The following is a 21085-nucleotide window of genomic DNA, read 5'->3' on the forward strand; positions in this document are numbered from 1 at the left end:
AACGAAGACTAAAAGAACACCCATTTCCCATTGAACTGTTAAAAACAAAATGATATTTAAGATACTAAACTAGGAAAATGCCTCACAAAAGTGAGGCATTTTCGTTGAAGAATAAGAATCAGTAAGGACACAAGCAAATAGAAATAGAGGCTGTATTACAATTACAATACAGCCTCTTTAAACAATAACTATTGAATAAGCCTCGCCACTTCACTTTCCAACGCCTCTCCTCTTAGGTTCTTCCCTACTATCTTCCCGGAAGGATCAATCAGGAAGTTTTGAGGTATTCCTTTTATATTATACAATTTAGCAGCCGCACTATTCCAGTAATTCAGATCCGAAACCTGCGTCCAGGTCAGTCCATCATGCTGTATCGCTGCCAGCCAGGCATCCCTTTTACCTGCCTGATCTAACGATACCCCCAGCACAGTAAAGTTCCGGTCCTTATACTTATTATACACTTTAACAACATTGGGATTCTCCGCCCGGCAGGGGCCACACCAGGATGCCCAGAAATCCAGCAGTACATATTTTCCCCTGAAATCGGATAAACGTACTGGTTGTCCGTTCACATCATTTTCTGTAAAATCAGGCGCTATAGACCCGATTGACGTCGGACCAGTATCAAACAAGTCATTTACCAGTCTTTTCCCGGCAGCAGTATTTCTGACCTCCGGAGACAGTTGCTTAAATAATGATGCAGTCTGTGTAACAGGTAGCTCGCCAGCCAGCTCTATCAAGGTCTCAAGACTTATATAGGAATCGGGATGATGCAGGATATAAGCATATTTCAAAGTATCCCGCTCCTTCATCATCTGCTTTGCTTTATCATACAAAGAAAGAATAAACGCACTATCAACCGTCTTTCCGGTAGTAGCCTTCCTATAACTTTCGTCCAGCTGCAATGAAAGCGCATCACCCGATGCCAGTACCTCCTTGTAATAGGCAGCATATTGTGCATTGATCTTACCTCCCTTCACCACGGCATCCTTTAGTGAACTTGTACCTTTAATACTGATCACTCCCGGTTCCAGGTAAAAAGTGATCGCATTCTGGCTTTCGCCGATCACAATACCTACCTTCTCCGGATCTGTGACAACTCCTTTGAAAGTAAATTTGCCACCCGACAGCACAGCAGAATCCAATATCCGCTCGTTCGACCAGCCCATTGAATAGATCAGATATGCCTTCGCAGGCTTCTGCATTTTACTGAGCTGCCCTTGTATTGTATAATGGTTTTGTGCGGCTGCACGACCTGTAAATAAAAGCGCCAGGCCTGCGATAATATATTCTTTCATCATTAGTATCCAAAAGTTTGAGTAAGATTAGAATTATAAGTGATTTCCGTCGGTGGTATAGGCCAGAATTGTTTATAAGAAGCCCATATACTATTACCTTTAACAGCAAGCATGGCAGCATCCAGCTTGCCCGTGCGTCTCAGGTCAGAAAAGCGGTTTCCCATTTCAGTGAACAGTTCTACCCGGCGCTCCTGTGCAATGGCCACCAACAGGTCTGTTTCAGTGGAAGCGGAGGTATTTGATAATCCTGCGCGACTCCTGACTACGTTAATATCTTCCTGTGCTCCACTCAGGTTTTTCAGCGCTGTCCTTGCCTCTGCTCTTACCAGGTAAATATCTGCCAGTCGCAGTATCATAGACCGCTCAGCACCATTGGCCACTGATTTGTATTTGTTAGGAAAATAATAGGTGGCAGCAGGTGTGATGCCAGTATATGTAGTGGCCCTCACCCAGTTCGTATATCGTCCATCACCAGGCTCAAAGCTGTTCAGCAGATCACCCGTTAACTGTACCTGTACCAGGTAAGTAGACACAGGATCGGTGGTCACTGTAGCCGGCATCGAGTTGTTATAGAGCTCGAATTCACTTGCCGCCCTATCGTCTATCATGGCCATGGACCAGATAGTTTCCTGACTATTTTTTAAGAATACATCGGCCAGTCCTACCAGCTTGTAGGTATCATTGTCAGCAATCACCGAGTCTGCCATATCTGCCGCATGCTGCCATTCTCCTGTAGCCAGGTACATCTTTGCCAGCAGGGCCTGCGCTGCACGCCGGTTTGGACGGGCCCTGTCTGATGTTACCGACCCATAACCATCCCTGTAAGTGGCTGACAACAAGGACGCCGCCGTCTTCAGATCACTAATGATCTGCTGGTACACATCGCTTTGTGGTGTACGCGATAGCTTATTGGTTACATTAAAATCGGAAGTCAAGGCCAGCGCTACATCTCCATACAAATTAGTCAGATAATAATAATTGAATGCCCGTAAAAAATAACATTCTCCCAACCACTGGCTTTTAAAATACAATTGGGCATTTGTTGCATTAATCCCTTCTATCGCCAGATTTAAAGCATAGATCTTACTATAGGTAGATGACCAGTAATTGACGGTAGCAGGTGAAATAGCATCTGCATAACACATGTGGATTTTATTATTCGCCGATGTATTAGGCATGGGCAATAATTCGTCTGTATACAGACTGGTAAGCTCCGGAAAATCATTAGGTCCGGCGTCACTTAACGCCGCCAGGGAGCCGGTCACAATTGCTGATATTGAATTATCTGATATATATGCGTCTGCCCCCCCAATCGTGCCTGCAGGCAACTGGCCATTATCCAGGTATTTTTGGCAACTGGCGAATAGCAGGGATAAAGCGAGTAATTTTATAATGCTGATTTTCATTTTCATCTCAATTAATTAGTTTAGAAGGATACATTTAAACCTGCGGTGATCACCCTCATCGGTGGTATTACCGACAGGCTCAGGTTCTCAGGATCAAGCCCTCCAAGGTTAGAAATGGTGAACAGGTTCTGTGCCTGCACATACATCGAGAGCTCCTTCACATGTAATTTTGAAACTACCGTGCTGGCGAAACTATACCGGATACTTGCGTTTTGCAGCCTGGCATAAGTGGCATCACTATAGGCTCCGGAACTGTTCACATATACTTGTGAGAAGTTGATCAGGTTCATTATTGTGGCGCTCATACGCGGAACGTCAGTAATATCCCCCGGCTTTTGCCAGCGGTCCAGCCAGTAAGTCGGGCCGTTCAAACCAGCATAACCTACCGCAAATCCGTTCTGTGCCAATCCATTCATCGCCGTCCGCTTGGTAAAAACGAAAGAGAAATCCAGTGACAGACGTTTGTATGTAAATGTATTTTCGATCCCTCCATAATACTTAGGCGCCAGATCAATAAACTGGGTCTTATCTGCATCCGACAATTCCATGGCCTGATAATCGGCCTTCTCCCCTTTGGCATTGATATAACTGAAATATCCCGTTTCCGGGTTTACACCGGCATAGTTAAACACCTTGATACCGGTAACCGGTTTATCAAGTACATAGTTAATTCCCAGATTCCGGTAAGTAGGGAGCTTCACCAGCTTACTGGTTGGGATAGACATATTAAATCGCGTGGTCCAGCTAAAATTCTTTTTCCGGATATTGTTGGTCCCTACGCTCATTTCCCATCCGCTGGTGCGGATCACTGCATCTGTATTCACAGGAAAGCCACCAAAACCAGTCACCGTGGACAGTGGTATACTGATCAACTGATTTGAAGCAATATTCCGGTAATAATTCCCTTCCACGTGCACCCTGTCTTTAAAGAAGCCCAGTTCCAGCCCTACTTCAGTATTCCTGTTATGTTCCCAGCTGAGATCAGGGTTCGCCAAACTACCCGGACTGAGGGTTGTCTTTCCCGAATAAGTACCTGATCCTGCTACATACTTACTCAGATATGCAAAATCACCCACAGCATCTCCACCTATAATACCTGTACTGGCACGGAGCTTTCCATAACTCAGGAACAGCAGGTTATATTTGATAAAGGGCTCTTCACTGAAAATCCAGGCAGCAGCCACAGATCCGAAAGTGCCAAACTTTTTACCGGGGCCAAAACGGGTAGATCCATCCCGTCTTCCATTGAGGTTAATGATATATTTCTGGTCCCAGATGTATTTCATGATTGCATACATACCGATATCCCGGTAAGGTGTCTGTCGATAAACGGTCGACACTGTTGTAGCTACGGAAGGATTGCTGAGCAAAGCATCAGAGGGAAAACCTTTACCAGAGATCTCATCGACAGTACTGAGATTGTTATCAAGCTTTCCGCCGACCTTAAAGCTGAACTCCCCTTTTTGCCAGAAGTTATTATTATACTCCGCATAAGGCTCAAGGGTCACATTACGTGTTTGAAAATGGTGAAAGCTACTATACGTATTGGCTGCGGCATCCACCTTTGTTGGAGGCATGGCAGTAGTAGGATATCCCATTAATTGCTGACCGTTGATATTGCTGTACCCCAGGTTTATCCGTAAAGCAACATGTTTGAAAGGCCGGTAGCTGAGGTTCGTGTTACCGAGTAAGTTATTGGTCACATTACGGTAAGTACGGTTTATATCTGCGGCAACCGCATTGTTCGGACTATCCCAGTTCACACTTCCATCAGGAAGGAAAGGTGAAGGTGCATTGGGTGGCGTGAATACGGCTACAGATGAAAAGTCGATCGGCACCATATCATTCACATTGGAAAGATAAGAACCTGAAACTGCATAACTGAATTTGTTATCCTTTGTATTAGTATTGATGGAAAAGTGCATAGAACCATCCACCATTGAGCCTTTATGTATTTGGATGTTCCCGGTCTTACGGAGACTACCGCTTACCATATAGCTGGTAGTTTGTGTGCCGCCTCCATAAGTGACATTTAAATTGGCTGTTTGCGCCAGACTCCCCAGCATCTCCTTTTGATAATCATTATCTCTGTCCAGAGGGTAAGTTCCGTTCAGATCGGGGTCTCCGTCCCCTACAGTGCTACCATCATTCTTCAGTGCCTCCCGGCGAAGCATGAGGTACTGTGCAGTATGCATCGGCTTTACGTGCTGTCCTAACATCGAAACACCATCATATACGTTCACATTTAGTGTAGCTGGTCCAGGCTTTGCTTTTTTAGTAGTAATGAGTACTACGCCATAAGCACCTTCTGCCCCATACAGAGACGTCGCATCGGCATCCTTCAGCACACTGATGCTCTCAATATCATTAGGGTTCAGGAAATTCAGACCATTACCTCCCTGTAAAAAGTTGCCGGTGCCATAAAGTGTATTTGTTTCCATAGGCAGCTTCGCTCCCGGATAGGTCACACCGTCTACTACTATCAGCGGCGGAGGCGCTGTCGAGCTAAAGTTGGCCGCATTCCGCAACCGGAGTGAAAAAGCACCTCCCGGCTGGCCGGTTACCTGCTGAATGAATAACCCAGGTATCTTTCCCTGTAATGCTTCCAGCACATTGTTGACAGGATTCTTCGCAATATCTTTAGCTGTTATGGTCGTTACATCCCCTGTATTAAACCGTTTGGTGGTCGAGCCATAAGCAATGACCTGCACCTGGTCCAGATCTCCTATATCCGCTCTCAAAACTACCTTCAAGGGCCCGGTGCTACCGGTTACAGGTACTTCCCGGCTCACAAATCCCACAGAAGAAAACTGCAGAACGGCCTTCTCATCGGGAATGATGATTGTAAAACTCCCTTTTTCATTGGTCAGGGTCACCCGTTGGAGATCCCCTTTCACCTTTATAGTTACCCCGGGAAGGTAATTATTGTGCTCATCCATCACCATACCCGTCACCATCCTGGGAGGGGCCGGTTCGCTGGTGATGGGTTTAGCATGGATCAGAATAATATTATTCTCAATGCTGTAGGCAAGCGGTTGATTTACCAGGCACTTATTAAGTACTGCCGGGAGCTCAAGATCTTTCACATGGATAGTCACCGGTTTGCTGGTATTCAGCATATCATCGGTATAAAAGAAGTCATACCCCGTCTGTTTCCTGATCTCCTTAAATACCTGGGACAGCGGTGTCTTCTCCATACTAAGCGTGACCTTTTGTGCATAGCCCGTAGCGCTGGCCTGCACAATGCCGATTGAAGTAAGAATGAGTACGATTAATTTCATAATGCGCAAGGACATTAATGCGCAGGTTGTCCACCTGCCTGATTTTTCAGGACAAAAATTCATAATTTTGGTTGAGTTATTTCGCAAAGCAGCCTTGCCCACGAAGCGGTGCATGCAACGCGAATAATTTTTAATGAATAATGTTTAGTCTGAGACCGGCCACACCGGTATCAGTAGCTAAGCGCAAATCATAACCGGAAGTGTTCCACCGCTTCCGGTTACTTATTTTGGCTCAGCCTTTCCAAAGAGGTGTAGGTGATTATTGCATTACCATCATAGCTTTTAATGTATTGGTTGATAAATTATTATGGTTGGTTAATGATTAATTACAATCCTATCGGTCAGCTATAGTAATATGGTTGTTCTTCACTGTAAATTTTACCGCCGCAGTAGTTTCCAGCATTTTTAGTACGACCGACAGGTTCCGTGCCCGGGATACCTCCCCGCTAAAAGTCAGCGTACTATGGCTATAGTGCCCATAATCCACATCCACATCATACCACCTGGATACTTTTCGCATAATATCCGGCAGGGTCTCGTTCTTAAATATAAAATCGCCCTCCTTCCAGTCAATAGCCACTTCAGGGTCTACAGCGCTTATCTTGACATGTTGCAGACTGTTCAAAACTGCCTGCTGCCCAGGCTTCAATACGGCACTTTCGCCCCCATCGGCTGTTACACGAACAGCTCCCTGTAATAAGGTAGTTTTAATCACCGGTTCATCCGGATAAGCGTTTACGTTAAAATTTGTTCCCAGCACATCGATTCTTTGTCCCTTACAAACAACCATGAATGGCTGATCGGCATGTTGTGCTACTTCAAAATACGCTTCCCCCGTAATTTCCACTTTCCGTTCCTGGCTGTTGAAAATCACCGGGTAAGTAACAGAAGAGGCAGCATTTAACCACACTTGTGTTCCATCTGCCAGTACCAGGTGATGTTTTCCTCCCCGGGGTGTACTTACAGTATTGATCAAAGGGAGGGCATCTTCATCCTGCACTTCCCCGCCGGTATAATTCAGCTCGCCATCGGCATTTTTCTTAATAATTGTACTTCCCTGCTGTGCCAGCTCCCCTTCCCTTGCCTCCTCCAGTATGATGTGCTGGCCATTGGCCAGTGTAAGCACGGCCTTATTAGACCCCGGAAGGGCATCATTCTGCATCACCGCTACCGGTTGATGTTTCTGGGTATTTCCGGAATGGTATACAAAATATCCCCCTGCCAATACCAGTACAGCTACAGCCGCCGCCACGGACATCCATGGCCGGCGGTTCCGCTGTTTGGCTGGTAAACGAGGGATAAGTAGTTCTGTTTCAAGTAACTGTTCTTCTGTAAGCGCCTTCAGATCTGGCAATTCCAGCTGGTCATACCATGATTCAACGATTGCTTTCTCCTCCGGGGTGCATTCCCCGGCATTATATTTATGTAGCAGTTCTTTAAATGATACTCCCATATAATGTATGACAGTATAAAAAGGGGGAAGGGCTAGTGGGAATGAAAATTTTTAAAAAAAATAATGCAAAGCGATCAGGACACATAACCCGATCTTCAAACGCAGGATCTTTAATGCACTTTTGATATGGTTTTTCACAGTAAACTCGGAGATATTGAGCCGGTCGGCTATTTCTTTGTGAGTAAGGTGTTCCTTTCGGCTCAGCATGAATACCTCCCGCATTTTGGGTGGGAGCGCGGCAATCTCCTTATCAACTATTTGCTGTAACTCCTTTTCCCGGACCTGAATGTCGGACATATTGTGTCCCTCATCTATAAAGTTTTGAAAATTAAGGGCATATCGGGCCTCCACCTGCTTATGTTCTATATAATTCAATACTTTATTGCGGACCATCGCATATAGGTAAGCAGATACATGCTGAATGGGAGGAAGCTGCTCATGTTGGCTCCATAGGGTAGAAAACACCTCCTGTACAATCTCCTTCGCATCCTCAAGGTCGCCGGTTTTCTTATAACCATGTATGACCAGGGGCTTTTTATACCTATTGTAAAGTTCAGTAAACGCGGCATTGTCGCCTGCCTGTAGCATGACAATCAGCTCCCTATCATTGGCATGTATTAAGACCCCCATTTAATCAAAAGTAAAAAAAAAGGGGAACTTTTGGAAGCTTAGATTCGGGCTGCCGTCATATAAAAACCATTGTTGCCCCAAGTGCTGAAACCTTTCCCATTCATCCCCTTTGGTGTAGCGAAAGGGCAGTAACATTGGGCTGGCTACTGTTTGGTTTTCGATAAACACCAGAATGAGCTGTGGGATGTTCATAGTGGCTCGTTGTAATTACTTTACCTTATTACCCATTTATCACTGATACCTCGGAACGAAAGTTAAATAATAAAACTTGTCTGATGTTCTTTAATTTTAGATGTCAGGTGATAACACCTTCTTCATCATAACATCCACCTGCTCATCCTCCCCAAGTTTAAAGATATGCTTGCTGAAAGCAACAAATCCATTCTTTTCGTAAAACCTTATTGCTCTTGGATTTTCTTCCCATACACCCAGCCATATGAACGATTTGTTTTGAATCTGAGCTACCTCCAGGGCTTTTTCGTATAAAAGTTGTCCTATTTTCTTACCATGATAGGCACCAAGTACATAGATACGTTCTATTTCAATAGCACTGTCTTCCTGTGGTTCAGTCTGTGCTTTGCCTGTATTTAACTTCAGGTATCCGATGGGAGTATCGCCCTCCCACGCAATGAAAAACTGAGAATCCGGATTGCTCAACTCTGCGCTGACCTTCTCCGGGCTGAAGTTTTCGTCCAGATACTTTTTCATGTCGGCCTCCGTATTGCTATGCCCAAAGGTTTCAAAAAAGGTATCTTTCCCGATCTGCCTCAGATGTTCAATATCCTCTGCGGAGGTTCTTCTAATACTGACATGTTCCATATTCCCTAAAGATTAGTTTTTTTGGAGCAAAAGTATTTAATGATTGGCATCCCTTTATAGTCCAATTTTCAAAAAAAAGACAGTCCAATTTTAAAGAAGCCAGGTTTCTTTTGGTATTACTCAATCACTCCAAGTGGTCAACCAAATGATTGCCGGAACTGCAGAGGCGAAAGTTTGGTTTTTGTTTTGAATAACTTACTGAACGATTGCGAATGTTCAAATCCCAATTCGTATGCAATTTCGCCTACAGACAAAGTAGTTGAAATGCTATGTACGACATCCGTTTGCAGGCGACTAATTAAACTTGAACACCCCCAGTACAAAAATGCTGAAGAATAAGAGCAGCTGCACCAGATAGAACAACATCATTTGCCGTTTCAGACTGTCTATGCCCAAACTGTTATCTGCAGCTATCAGCGCATTCATCTTTTTATCCAGTGATCTGGCGACAAAGCCACCGCCAATACCCAGCAACACGAGTATTACTTTTATCCTGAACCATAGCTGTTCTGCAAAAACACCCTTTGTGAGGTACATCATAAAAAAACCGGAAAGCACTAATAAACCCATGCCGATGCCAATGATCCTGGGTAGCCTGGCTCCCAATTCCATCACTGTTAATGCTTTGGCCTTATCGGTTACATAAAATTTCCAGAAGCGGCGGTTCATTAAATAGCCGATAAAGGTTGTTCCTGCGGCTAATGTTAATCCTGTAATGTGCATCAGTAAACTCAAAAGGAACATATTCATAGCGTTCTTGTTTTGATGCGAAGTTGAGCCGGTTCCCGGAATTTTATTTACATTTAAGGGAGTTAAATTTATATCTGAGGAACACATGCCATTTGAGATAAAGCACATTGCCACCAACCAGATACTCCGTAACAGTAATGTATCTGATCATGATTTCAATAGCCCCAGCCTCATAGAGACGACCAACCGTGTAGCGCTCCCTTTCGCCGATGCCGTGCTATCGCATTGGCACTTTGACGGAATTCATATGATACATACCAACTGGCATTATAAAGCCCGTTCTGATATGGCATTCCAGTCTGACCTGGATATTGTACAGATGCATTTCAACCTCCGCGGTAAGCTGTTACTTAATTCCGATCAGCATGAGCAACCACTTGCCTTTGGACATAATCAGCACAACATATTGTACAGCAACGGCAACGCCGGTACCATTACTAATGAGCATTTGTATGCTTCTCAATTCCAGATTCAGTTTCCACGCGATAGTTTTCTGAAATTAACGGAAAACGCTAATGATACCCTGAAACGATTTTCTGAAAAGGTAATATCAGGAAAGCCGGTGCTGATCTCAGAACAGCATCTTCCCATTGATCTGCCAATGCAACAAGCTATAGATGCCATCCTGAACTGCAAGTACCAGGAGGGTATCAAGAAGATGTTCCTGCTCTCCAAAGCTATTGAAATACTGGTTTTACAGGCGGAAGCGTTTAACTGCCGTCCCAGAAAAGCAGTGGCCCGCACTGATCATGATAAGGACTGTATCCAATATGCCAGAGAGTACATACTACAACACATAGACAATCCGCCCAGCCTGTCGGAACTGGCCCGGGTTGCAGGCCTGAATGAATATAAGCTGAAGCGTGGATTTAAAGAAATGTTCCGGACTACCGTGTTCGGCTATCTGGCCGAAAAGCGCCTGGAATTGTCCCGGGATCACTTATCCGATCCTAATAAGTCTGTGACGGAAATTGCAAACATGCTGGGATATTCGTCTGTACAACATTTCAGTGCTGCGTTTAAGAAAAAGTTCGGGTATTCTCCCAGAGAGGAAAGGATGTAGTCACCACCCTCTTTGATTTAAATAAGATTAATTTACGAAACATTGGTACCTTTTAGTCATTATGGCAACGGATATAAAGTCCTATAGATTTAAAGCTGGATTTCGGCACGAGATAGAGGTCCTGCCGTTAAAGAAATTATATACCGAGTATCGGGATATCCTTAGTCAGCCTCATCGAGCTGATTTTTATCACATCTTCTGGTTTCAACAGGCACCTCAGGTACACGTGGTCGATTTCAAGCCCATCCGTAACCTGAATAATACCTTGCTTTTTGTAAACAAGCACCAGGTACAAACCTTTCAGAAAATTCAGAAGGTCACAGGAAAGGTATTGTTATTCACAGATGATTTTTTTGCCAAATCGAACGATGATCTCCTGTTTATCAGGAATTCCATTCTGTTCAATGATTTTCTCGATACTGCCACTTTCAAAGTATCTGCAAGGTCAAATCCCATCATTGAGTGTTTCACCGAAATCGAAGAAGAGCTTGTTGAGAAAGAAGATGGTCATACCTATGACATTCTCCGGAACCTCCTTCATACCCTTCTGTTGCGTTGCGAACGTGAGTATAGACGCCTGGGGCATTATGAAATAAAAAAAGGGGCTGATCTTGATTATACCACATTATTCAGAGATCTTCTGAATAGTCAATATAAAAGTCTGCGGTCTGTTCGCGGATATGCCAGTCAAATAAACGTCTCCGAAAAACGCCTTACAAATGCCACTACAAAAACACTTGGCAAAACACCTAAGGAATTGATAGATGAACGTGTAATGCTTGAAGCCAAACGGCTCCTTGTTCATACGCTTTACTCAATCAAAGAAATAGGCTATGAACTTGGTTTCGAAGAACCTACCAACTTTATCAAGTTCTTTAAAAAGCACGCTGAGAAAACCCCGATAGAGTTTCGCGAAAGTCATTAATCTCATCTGTTCCCAAAAGTATCATACATATTCCGATTTTGACCTTTTCCACCCCTGGGAATTGAAAGACCTTTGTTGTGTCAAAATGAAACTGAAATGAAATTTAAAGCGATCATTTATCTGGCGGCAACAGCGCTGATAGTACCATCACTATTTATTTATGCTAAAAAATCTAACCATATGGAGAAGAAAGAAAAAGTTATAGCACTTTTAAAAGCTATTGAAACAGGAGCAAGTGAACCTGTTGCCGTAATTAATCCCAATAAATACATCCAGCATAACCTGGGTGCTGAGGATGGATTAGCAGGTTTCGGAAAGCTAATGCAGCAATTGCCACCAAAATCTGCTAAAGTGAATACTATAAGAGTCTTCCAGGATGGCGAGTATGTGTTTGCTCACACCGATTATAACTTTTTCGGTCCAAAGATCGGGTTTGATATCTTCCGTTTTGAGGATGGAAAAATTGTAGAGCATTGGGACAACCTGCAGGAAAAACCATCTACACCTAATCCAAGCGGGCACACGATGACAGATGGCACCACAGAAGCAAAAGATTTAGACAAGACAGCGGCTAACAAACAGTTGGTTAAAAATTTTGTTGAAGATATTCTTGTAAATGGTAAAATGGAAAAGCTTGCCGGATATTTCGATGGCGATAATTATATCCAGCACAATCCGCTGATCCCTGACCAGCTTTCAGGATTAGGGGCTGCGCTAAGCGAGATGGCAAAGCAGGGTATTACCATGAAATATGATAAAATTCATAAAGTACTTGGCGAAGGTAATTTTGTGTTAGTGGCAAGCGAAGGACATCTTGGTGGCAAGCATTCATCATTCTATGACCTTTTCAGAGTAGAGAATGGTAAAATAGCAGAACACTGGGATACCATTGAAGAAATACCAGCAAAAGATCAATGGAAGAACACTAATGGCAAGTTCTAAAAGTATTCCAATTCTTTTATGATTATAGATGAAGGCCCGCTCAATGAGTGGGCTTTCATGTTTCAAAAAGTGTCCCCTTGTCCCAATAAAAAGCACAACAAAAGAGCTTTCAAATCCAAAGATCCGAAAGCTCTTTCAGTTTTAAACACTTACTAAACCTACGCTGAAATACTATCCAACTGAGATTCCTGCACTTGATCAGTTTCCTGGGGAGTCCTTACCCTCAGTTTATCTATTACCAACTGATGCAGTTGTTTTGCAAGGTCCTCGCGAATTTCCCTGTATGCAGGATCATATGCCAGGTTAGTATATTCAGATGGATCGTTCACCAGGTCATACAACTCAAACTGGTTGTAATAAGCGCCTGCTGCATCAAAATAATAACTAAACTTCCATTTCTCTGTACGAATACACCGGATACGATTTGCTGCATTTACTGCCGACCATTGGCTGTTGGAACCGGCCTTCGTATCATCGTAGGTAAACAATATGCTGTCCTGTACAGGCGTGCCATCCTGTATGACAGGCAACAGGCTGGTGCCTGCAAGTCCTGTAGGCGGATTTGAGACATTGGCGATCTCCAGGAACGTAGGCATGATATCTGCCAGTGTTGCCAGTGCCATTGAGTTCTGAGACTGATTACCTGAGAATAAAACAGGATTGGAGATTACCAATGGAATCCGCAATGCTTCTTCGTAAGCTACAAAGGTCTTCTGACGCAGCCCACCATGTGCCAGGCCCATTTCTCCATGATCTGATGTAAAGGTAACGATAGCTGCATCAGCCAGGCTTTTTCCGTTCGCATCTTTAGCATACAGTTCTTTGATCAGGTAACCGATCTCTTTGTCGACCCAGCTTAGCAGGTAGCCATAAAAGTTTATATAATTCAACTTTTGCTCTGTTGTAGCCAAAGGCCCCAGCAAGCCAGCCATGCCTATTAAGATCTGTTCCTGGGCCATTGGTTTTTTATTGGCCAGTAAATGCTCATTCACAGTATCGGGCAACCCGATTTCTCTTCCGGACCAGGAATCGGAATGATATCCTGAGGTGCCCGCTGTATTCGGATAAGCCAATACATCATGCGGATTTACCAGCGATACGATCAGGCAATAAGGCTTGTGATAGCCTGCCGCCCTTCTCGCTTTTACCTCCTGCAGGTATCTGATCGCTTCTGCCACATACCGGGCATCATGATTGGCAAATCCACCGCCGAAGTTTAAAGGATTCACGTCTTCACCTGCGTCTGGCGACATCCAGCCCATGGCGCCGAATAAAGCAATGTCCGCAGGTGTTAAGTTGTCATAATTGGTCACAGCACCGTTGCCGGCCACACCTTTACTCATATGCCATTTACCACGATACTGCACATCATATCCTTCATTCCAGAGTACATTCATGATGTTTGGTAAAGATGTACTGAGGGTTGGTTCCGCAGGCGATAAAGGACCTCCTATGGTCAGTGTCTGGGAAACCATATGCTTGGCCGGGTAAATGCCGGTAAATAAGGTTGCCCGGCTGGGTGAACACATACAGGTGTTACAGAAAGCCCTGTCGAAACTGAAACCATTCTTTTTGAGGAAGGTAAGCGTTGGAAGATTCTGCTCCTCCCATCCCGGCGGAAAATGTTGTGTGGCCCGCTGTTCATCAGTGATGATCAGGATGATGTCTGGCTGTTCGCCAAGTTGTGCTAACTTTTTTTTGAAGTCCATGGTGTATTGTGTTTTTATTAGGAAATGGAATAACGTAAAACTATTTTGTGGCGCTGTTCATTGTGGGGAGAACAATTGAATACTTCTAAAACCAACTTATAAACATCTAGCATGAAGAATATTAACGACGCTACTATATTTCAACCTGTTCCAGGCTTAAGGGATTAAATCAAATTAGATTAAGACGTCAGGTATAATTTCAAATTCGCCTGTCCGGGAAGGACCCGGTCTCTCTCTTAGATTTCATAGTATTCCCGAATGCTTTGATCTCTGCATTAAATATACGCCCCCACTCTACTAACCAAATAGTTTTCCTTTTGTTCAAAAAAGATATTGCATAATTTACTGTTCATCCTACTCCGGATTATCGTTTAAGCGATATAGTAGCAGGCTGTCTACAGGTATTTCTTCCATGTTTTCAGAGAGCATCAAGCGTATCAAAAAAAGGACTTGTCTTGTAAACGTTTTCATAACAGGGATGTTGGCTAACTCAGTGATATCGATATCAACCAGGACGCAGATCTTCCGCCTGGCAGCATTGCCTTTTCGTAAGGCTGTACGTAAGATAGGAAATTTATGCAGCAATCCCCGGATGTATAGGATGCCCCAAAAGTTTGATCTTACTGTACATAGGAAAACTATTTAATTCAATTATTTAATTTTCTCAGCAAGCAACGAGGAACAATTGCCGAAGTCCTTGTATTTCAATCAAAACTGCCGCAAAACACATGCCACCGCAAGCTAATGCATTCATTTTTAACCTGTTATTATTCAAATCACCTGAGAGGCATAAAATAACATTATAGTTCATTCATGCCAAGTCCATCTCTACCTCACAGGAAAGACTATCGGAATCGAATGCAACGATAGGTTTGATTTTGTTAATTTTGTCAGATGAACAGAAATTCTGTATGCACAGCTGCTGCTTTCAGTGCTTCCGAGTTAAAATTGAAGGGTTTTAAAGTCCATGAGATCACAGGGCCTGCCTATTCTTCACTTTCCTTCGGCAGGAAGGACTTTTATAAAATAGTACTGGCTACCGGCGATATGAACATCTGTTATGGTGATAAAACAATCGACATAAACGATACCTTCCTGTTTTTTGGTAATCCACATATACCCTATTCCACTGAGCACCGTTCTCCTGAACAAAAAGGTTATGCCTGTCTGTTTACTGAAGACTTTATCGGCAGCAGGGAACGGAAAGAAAGTTTGCTGAACGCCTCCATATTCCGTATCGATGGCATCCCTGTGATTCCGGTAAGCAGCGAACAGGCAGCGTTTATTGAAGGGCTTTATCAAAGGATGTTATCTGTATACAGCGGTGATTATGAGCGGAAAGACGAAATGCTCCGAAGCTGCATAGACCTCATCATTCACGAAGCTTTAAGAATCCAGCCGCAACATGGCCTGAAACAAAGAAACGCTGCTGCGAGGATCACCTGTTTATTTACGGAATTACTGGAAAAACAATTCCCGGTAGAAACTGCAGCAGATCCACTCAGGCTGAGAACTGCCCAGGACTTTGCTGAAAGTCTGGCCGTTCACGTAAACTATCTCAATCGCTCAGTAAAGGAAATTACAGGCAAACCCATATCTGTACATATCGCTGAGCGCATCGCCACTGAAGCAAAAGCACTTTTACAGCATACCAACTGGAGCATAGCCGACATTGCTTATGCCCTGGGTTTTGAATACCCCAGCTACTTTAACAACTATTTCAAACGTGTAAGTGGCATCACTCCCAACTCTTTCAGAAAGAATAAGGGAAAAGTATGAAAATCATAATTTTTCGTTTGATTCTCTTTAAAATTGACCATCACTTAAGCGGAGCTTTGTATTCATAAATCAATGAAGCGATCAGCCATCAGGGCTGATTTACATTAAACTTTATAATACAAGCATCATGGAAAAAGGAGTATCAAATGGATTAGAAACACCAGCAATGGCTCTAGGTGGAAATGGACCCCTCAGCGCGCCAGCGCAGGTTATCTCTGTAAGCCCGGTTGTGCTGTCTGTGCCCGGACGTGGCGTGGATCTGCAGGTGCGGATTTCTGCCCCCCTGGCCGGAACTCAGTTACCGATTATAGTCTTCGCGCATGGCTACGGTTCTTCATTGGACGGCTACGCTCCGCTCGTCAATTTCTGGACAGCTCACGGCTTCGTGGTGATACAGCCTACCTTTCTTGACTCAAGAACACTCGGCCTTAGTCCGGAAGATCCCCGTACACCTTCGATCTGGCGGTTCCGCGTGGAAGACATGAAGTGCATCCTCGACCATCTAGACATCTTTTTAGACGCTATCCCCGGACTTAAAGGACGCGTTGATCAGAGTCGCATTGCAGCAGTCGGTCATTCCTTTGGCGCTCAAACAACAGGTATGCTGTTGGGTGCGCGGATTATCGGTCCTGATGGCAAGCTGGGAGAAGATATGTCCGACCCGCGGATCAAGGCGGGCATACTGCTTTGTGCAGCTGGCCGGGGTGGCGCGGATCTTAGTCCGTTTGCGGCAGAGCATTTTCCGTTTATGAATCCGGGTTACGTAGAGATGACTACTCCTACACTTGTGGTTTGGGGCGACAAGGATGATTCCTTCCTCACTGTTCGCGGGCCGGAGTGGTTCACTGATGCATACACGCTGAGTACAGGGCCCAAATCACTGCTTACACTATTTGGAGGCGAACATCTGCTCGGCGGAATTTCCGGATATCTGGTAACGGAAACTTCGGATGAAAACCCTGCACGTGTTGCAGCAGTACAGCGACTCACCTGGGCCTATCTCCGCAGTCAGCTCTATCCCGAAGACGCCGCCTGGTCAATAGCGGGTGCAGCGTTAATGGAAAGCGCGAATCCGATAGGCAGGGTTGAAGATAAATGAGCGGCTACGACTGCTATTCCAGGAAATAATAGGCCACTGGTGTCGCTATTAAACAGGCGAACAGCACAGGCAGCACGAAATCCTTTGTCAGCAGTCCCCATTGAAATACAAACAGCTGGTGGGAACACCACCAGCTGCCTGCAAATACATTATTGCTATCTTATGAAACTTTAATTACAATCTTACAACGCGCCCCTTTTGCTAAGTGTTTATATACCTCAATAGTTTGTTCAAACACTATTTCATCTTCCGGCTGATCTTATCTCCGGTAGACGCAAGAAGGCTAATAGATTGCTGCAGACGGTCATACGCCACACTTGCATCCAGGGCTAAGTCCCTCTTACTTACATCCAGACCCGCCAGGAAAGCCTCAAGATTCGACAGGAACTGGGTGCCCTCACTGTTCAGCACATTAAAGATCTTGTCGTTCAGGCGGTCCCCTTCCGCCCGTAACTCATTATTGGTGAGGTCTGTAACATTGCGCATTTGCCGGATCACCTCACCCATCTGCGTCTTCAGCACCTCCAGGTTTTCGGGGTCCTTCTTACCGGGAGCGATGTTATTGCGAAAGATATTGTCAGAGAGATTTTTCCTTGTCTTCATGTAAGTGGTGAGGTCCCTTTTGAGCGCTTCAAAGCTGCGGCTAAGCTCCGCTCCTTTTTCCTTAGTGAAGTATTTGTCTACATCGGCATCGAGGTGCTTGGTCCAGTTGAGCAGGCTCATGGAAACATCTACCACCGGCAGCGTCTGCGCGAAACTGTTGGCAGCGAATAATAAAACGGTAGCGAGCGTTAAGATGCGACGGAAGATCATTTTTTTGCTGAAAATAAAGAATTTATAAAATATACTGTTCGCCCCTGTTGGAGCCTTTCAATGCCTGTCCCTGGCCCATCATTGCTCTGGGCCTCTCAGATAAGGGTACCAGCGTACTTCATTAACGCCGGCTCTTTTATAATATTTTACAAAAGAGTTTTTATTTGACGCATTATAAATAATTAAAATACTATATATTTGCGCCGGATTTATGAGAATGTTTAACCGTTTCCGTTAACATAACCCGTTACAATACATTGACCTATAACATTTAAATCAGAATATATACTCAAAACCTATGAAAAAACTGTTCTTAAGTGCCGCCGCACTTGTGGTATTGTTTGCTGCCTGCAGCAAGGATGATGACAATACACCTCAAACACCTGCAAAAAAATATCTGCTACACATCGTTTCTGCTGAAGACAGCGTGGAGATAACATACGATGCTGCCTACAACATGAAAAAAATAGGGGCCTATGCTAGTTCAACTGAAATTTCAGAGTTGACTTATGAAAATGGTAAACTTACGAAGAAGAGCGGCAGCCGTAATGGCGGTGCAATGGAACTGGGCCAGACTTTTGACTACAACAGCGCAGGTAACCTATTGAGGGTAAACAACTATATTTCTAGCGGTTCCAGGTCGCACTATGACAGTCTGGCTTACGATGCTAATGGTCGTCTGACTGGTTTCTATGAACTTACTTCTGTCATCAATGGCTACCAAATACAGGCTAAATATGCCTATACCTGGGACAGTAAGGGAAATATTATCAAAGAAGTAAGGGTTTCTATGCCTGGTGGTGTTGAATCAAAAGATACCTCTTTCACTGACTACACCTATGATGACAAAGTGAACTTCGCATCCAGACAACCGGAGTTTTTCCTGCTGGAAGCTGACAATCCTACTTTCGGATTATCTGTCAACAATGTCGTTAAATCTGTACATACAATCAACACGATTGCCGGTTATGTTTTAACTACAACTGATGAATACACTTACGACGAAGACGGATACCCTGTTACAAGAAAAGAAGTGGAGAAAGAAACACGGGACGGTGCAGTAGTGAACACATATGAGGATTCTTACAAGTATCGTTATATCAAAAAATAAATGGTAATTATATCAGTATATCAGGTGTTTCCTCTTTGCGAGAAAACACCTGATTTTTTTTAAGCCATTAAATCACCACAGGATTTTCCTCACTATGCTCCTCACTGATAACCTTCCTGTGGCATCATCACCTGAATAACTATCACTAAACTATTTCCCTTCCGCCTCGGCTAACTTCCAGTCCGGCCGGATAAAATGGCAGGTATAACCAAAAGGATGTTTCTGCAGATAATCCTGATGTTCTTCCTCTGCATCCCAGAAATCTGATGCCGGTACTACCTCGGTAACGATCGGGTTACGATAGATCCCCGCTGCAGTCAGTTCCTTCACCAGTTCAACGGCCGTGTTTTGCTGCTCTTCATCCAGGTAAAAGATAGCTGAGCGATAAGAAGTACCTATATCATTCCCCTGCCGGTTACGGGTGGTAGGATCATGTATCTGGAAAAAGAACTCAAGCAGCTTGCGATAAGAAAGCTCATTCGGGTCAAATTCTATCTTGATGCCTTCTGCATGTGTTCCATGGTTACGATAAGTGGCGTTACGGACGTCGCCGCCGGTATAACCGACAACAGTCTTCTTTACACCAGGAAGCGCACGGATGAGCTCCTCTACGCCCCAAAAGCAACCTCCCGCGAGTATGGCAGTCTGTGTTGACATATAACATATTTTAGCCTTTAAGCCCCACTTTTATGCCAGGGATAAAACGGCAGTCATTTTAGCAGATAAAGATGTAAATGGAGACTATTCTGTCAGGATGTCAAGCCCCCCAATGTCTGGCAACAAGCCTTAATACCCCTCCTTACTCATCTTATATAAAAAATTCTGCTTAGACGTTTCCCCGAAATAAGCCACTTCCATCTCACCAACCTTCTCTGCACCGAGACGACCAATGGATACCTGGGAACGGATATTATTAACCCCAATATGGAAATACACCTGTGAGACGAACTGAAAAATATAGTCCAGCATCATTCTCTTGACGGAATGATTGAACCCTTTCCCCCAATACGCTGTGGCGTAAAAAGTATACCCGATGCATATGCTGTTTTCCTCCGCATTATACTCATAAAAACGGGTGCTTCCTGCAATATGTCCTGTTGCTTTATCTACGATCTTAAATGCGCCCTTACTTTGTATAGCGCCATCAAAAAATGTGCGGAATACCTCTTCTTTCCATCGTTCCTTATTGGGATGCTGTTCCCATATTTTCGGGTCTGAAGCTACAGCATAGAGGTCATCAAAATCCTCTTCACGCAAAGGATAAAGGATTGCCTGTTCATTTTCCAGTATAGGCTGAATATCGAATGTCATATTTTACTTTTTATTGGCTCTTACAATTCTTTAATATAATTCGCCAGGTCTCTTTCAACGCCATTATCACTTTTCTCCAGCTGCCTGATAATCCGCTCCCGTTCAGCGCCGGTCTTATTCTGGCTTAACTTCTTCTGTCCCTGCAGATCTGTTACTTCCAGTTCAAAAGCGACAATCCCCCGCATCATACCTGTTTTATATTTTTCGGAAAGCCCCTGCCATTGTTCAAGATAATCCGGTTCATAAAAAGTGATCATATGCTCCAGTATCCGCGCTTTGGAAGCCTCATCCTCCAGGATCTTTGCTTTTCCGTAAGCATGTACACTGATATAATCCCAGGTGGGCACACTTTCATGTTTATCATAGTGTGTGGGCGAAATATAGGCATGTGGCTCGGAGAATATGACCAGCGAAGTATTGGCTTCAATGTATTTCGTTTGCGGGTTAACAGCTGCAAAATGAGCAGTCAGTACCAGCTTACCTGCATCTTCATTGATAAAGAATGGCAGATGGCTGGCAAGGGGGATATTATCTCCTGTGGTAATGATAGTAGCAAAGCTGTATTGCTTCATAAAGTCTATCATTTCTTTATTGTCCTTGAACTGAAATGACTGAGGAACGTACATAACCGGATTGTCTTTTAACTGATACAAATGTATCTTCAGATTGGATTATATTTGTAGTCCAATCTCAATA

At 44.1% G+C, this 21085-nt stretch carries 19 protein-coding genes and 1 pseudogene; 6 read left to right on the top strand and 14 right to left on the bottom strand.

Going from position 1 to position 21085, the window contains the following annotated elements; all coding sequences use genetic code 11:
- Positions 1-188: 188 nt before the first annotated feature.
- The 9 genes and pseudogenes from F3I09_RS12910 to F3I09_RS12950 all read right to left on the bottom strand — a co-directional run bounded on the left by F3I09_RS12910 (position 189) and on the right by F3I09_RS12950 (position 9637).
- Complete coding sequence (locus F3I09_RS12910) at positions 189-1301, bottom strand: TlpA disulfide reductase family protein (RefSeq protein WP_149695445.1); 1113 nt, start codon at positions 1299-1301, stop codon at positions 189-191.
- The gene (locus F3I09_RS12915) at positions 1301-2704 is read right to left on the bottom strand and encodes a RagB/SusD family nutrient uptake outer membrane protein (protein ID WP_188133789.1); all 1404 of its coding nucleotides are present in this window, start codon (positions 2702-2704) and stop codon (positions 1301-1303) included. Before F3I09_RS12915 ends, F3I09_RS12910 begins: the two co-directional genes overlap by 1 nt.
- A 20-nt stretch (positions 2705-2724) precedes the next feature.
- Complete coding sequence (locus F3I09_RS12920; protein WP_188133790.1) at positions 2725-5985, bottom strand: SusC/RagA family TonB-linked outer membrane protein; 3261 nt, start codon at positions 5983-5985, stop codon at positions 2725-2727.
- 334 nt (positions 5986-6319) lie between these two features.
- Entirely contained in the window at positions 6320-7438 is a 1119-nt protein-coding gene (locus tag F3I09_RS12925; protein WP_149695448.1) for a FecR family protein, read from the bottom strand.
- Between the two features lie 51 nt (positions 7439-7489).
- Complete coding sequence (locus tag F3I09_RS12930) at positions 7490-8068, bottom strand: RNA polymerase sigma-70 factor (protein ID WP_149695449.1); 579 nt, start codon at positions 8066-8068, stop codon at positions 7490-7492.
- Positions 8069-8260 carry a hypothetical protein gene (locus F3I09_RS12935; RefSeq protein WP_149695450.1) on the bottom strand — a complete coding sequence of 64 codons (192 nt, stop codon included), beginning with the start codon at positions 8258-8260 and terminating at the stop codon, positions 8069-8071.
- A gap of 96 nt (positions 8261-8356) precedes the next feature.
- Positions 8357-8887 (bottom strand): GNAT family N-acetyltransferase, encoded by a 531-nt coding sequence (locus tag F3I09_RS12940; protein ID WP_149695451.1) that lies wholly within the window; start codon positions 8885-8887, stop codon positions 8357-8359.
- A gap of 137 nt (positions 8888-9024) precedes the next feature.
- A pseudogene (locus tag F3I09_RS34750) lies at positions 9025-9150 on the bottom strand (helix-turn-helix domain-containing protein); the annotation flags it as partial.
- Positions 9151-9181: 31 nt separating this feature from the next.
- Entirely contained in the window at positions 9182-9637 is a 456-nt protein-coding gene (locus F3I09_RS12950; protein WP_149695452.1) for a hypothetical protein, read from the bottom strand.
- Positions 9638-9722: 85 nt separating this feature from the next.
- Here F3I09_RS12950 and F3I09_RS12955 point away from each other — a divergent pair, with 85 nt between their 5' ends.
- From F3I09_RS12955 to F3I09_RS12965, 3 genes are all read left to right on the top strand, one after another.
- The gene (locus F3I09_RS12955; protein WP_149695453.1) at positions 9723-10700 is read left to right on the top strand and encodes an AraC family transcriptional regulator; all 978 of its coding nucleotides are present in this window, start codon (positions 9723-9725) and stop codon (positions 10698-10700) included.
- 226 nt (positions 10701-10926) lie between these two features.
- Positions 10927-11625: an AraC family transcriptional regulator gene (locus tag F3I09_RS12960; RefSeq protein ID WP_188133791.1), complete on the top strand. Its 699-nt coding sequence runs from the start codon at positions 10927-10929 to the stop codon at positions 11623-11625.
- 96 nt (positions 11626-11721) lie between these two features.
- Positions 11722-12567 carry a nuclear transport factor 2 family protein gene (locus tag F3I09_RS12965; protein ID WP_188133792.1) on the top strand — a complete coding sequence of 282 codons (846 nt, stop codon included), beginning with the start codon at positions 11722-11724 and terminating at the stop codon, positions 12565-12567.
- A 158-nt stretch (positions 12568-12725) separates the two neighbouring features.
- On the opposite strand, the gene F3I09_RS12970 is transcribed toward F3I09_RS12965, so the two are convergent.
- Positions 12726-14276, bottom strand: a complete 1551-nt coding sequence (locus tag F3I09_RS12970) for a sulfatase-like hydrolase/transferase (protein WP_149695455.1) — start codon at positions 14274-14276, stop codon at positions 12726-12728.
- An 894-nt stretch (positions 14277-15170) separates the two neighbouring features.
- Between F3I09_RS12970 and F3I09_RS12975 the strand changes: the two genes are divergently transcribed.
- Both F3I09_RS12975 and F3I09_RS12980 read left to right on the top strand, forming a co-directional pair.
- The gene (locus F3I09_RS12975) at positions 15171-16055 is read left to right on the top strand and encodes an AraC family transcriptional regulator (protein WP_149695456.1); all 885 of its coding nucleotides are present in this window, start codon (positions 15171-15173) and stop codon (positions 16053-16055) included.
- Between the two features lie 166 nt (positions 16056-16221).
- Positions 16222-17154 carry an alpha/beta fold hydrolase gene (locus tag F3I09_RS12980; RefSeq protein WP_149695709.1) on the top strand — a complete coding sequence of 311 codons (933 nt, stop codon included), beginning with the start codon at positions 16222-16224 and terminating at the stop codon, positions 17152-17154.
- A gap of 237 nt (positions 17155-17391) precedes the next feature.
- Here F3I09_RS12980 and F3I09_RS12985 read toward each other — a convergent pair whose 3' ends face one another.
- Entirely contained in the window at positions 17392-17967 is a 576-nt protein-coding gene (locus F3I09_RS12985; RefSeq protein ID WP_149695457.1) for a hypothetical protein, read from the bottom strand.
- 298 nt (positions 17968-18265) lie between these two features.
- Between F3I09_RS12985 and F3I09_RS12990 the strand changes: the two genes are divergently transcribed.
- Entirely contained in the window at positions 18266-19078 is an 813-nt protein-coding gene (locus F3I09_RS12990; protein WP_149695458.1) for a hypothetical protein, read from the top strand.
- A gap of 150 nt (positions 19079-19228) precedes the next feature.
- Here the strand turns inward: F3I09_RS12990 and msrA are convergent, their stop codons facing one another.
- The 3 genes from msrA to F3I09_RS13005 form a co-directional block, all read right to left on the bottom strand.
- Positions 19229-19735, bottom strand: coding sequence for a peptide-methionine (S)-S-oxide reductase MsrA (gene msrA / locus F3I09_RS12995; protein WP_149695459.1), 507 nt, complete (start codon positions 19733-19735; stop codon positions 19229-19231).
- Positions 19736-19864: 129 nt separating this feature from the next.
- On the bottom strand, positions 19865-20389 hold the full coding sequence (locus F3I09_RS13000) for a GNAT family N-acetyltransferase (protein WP_149695460.1): 525 nt from the start codon (positions 20387-20389) through the stop codon (positions 19865-19867).
- A 20-nt stretch (positions 20390-20409) separates the two neighbouring features.
- A complete protein-coding gene (locus tag F3I09_RS13005) occupies positions 20410-21015 on the bottom strand; it encodes an FMN-binding negative transcriptional regulator (protein WP_149695461.1) in 606 nt (201 codons plus the stop codon).
- Between the last annotated feature and the right edge of the window lie 70 nt (positions 21016-21085).

Origin of the sequence: Chitinophaga sp. CF418 (assembly GCF_900142925.1) — a bacterium.
GTDB lineage: Bacteria > Bacteroidota > Bacteroidia > Chitinophagales > Chitinophagaceae > Chitinophaga.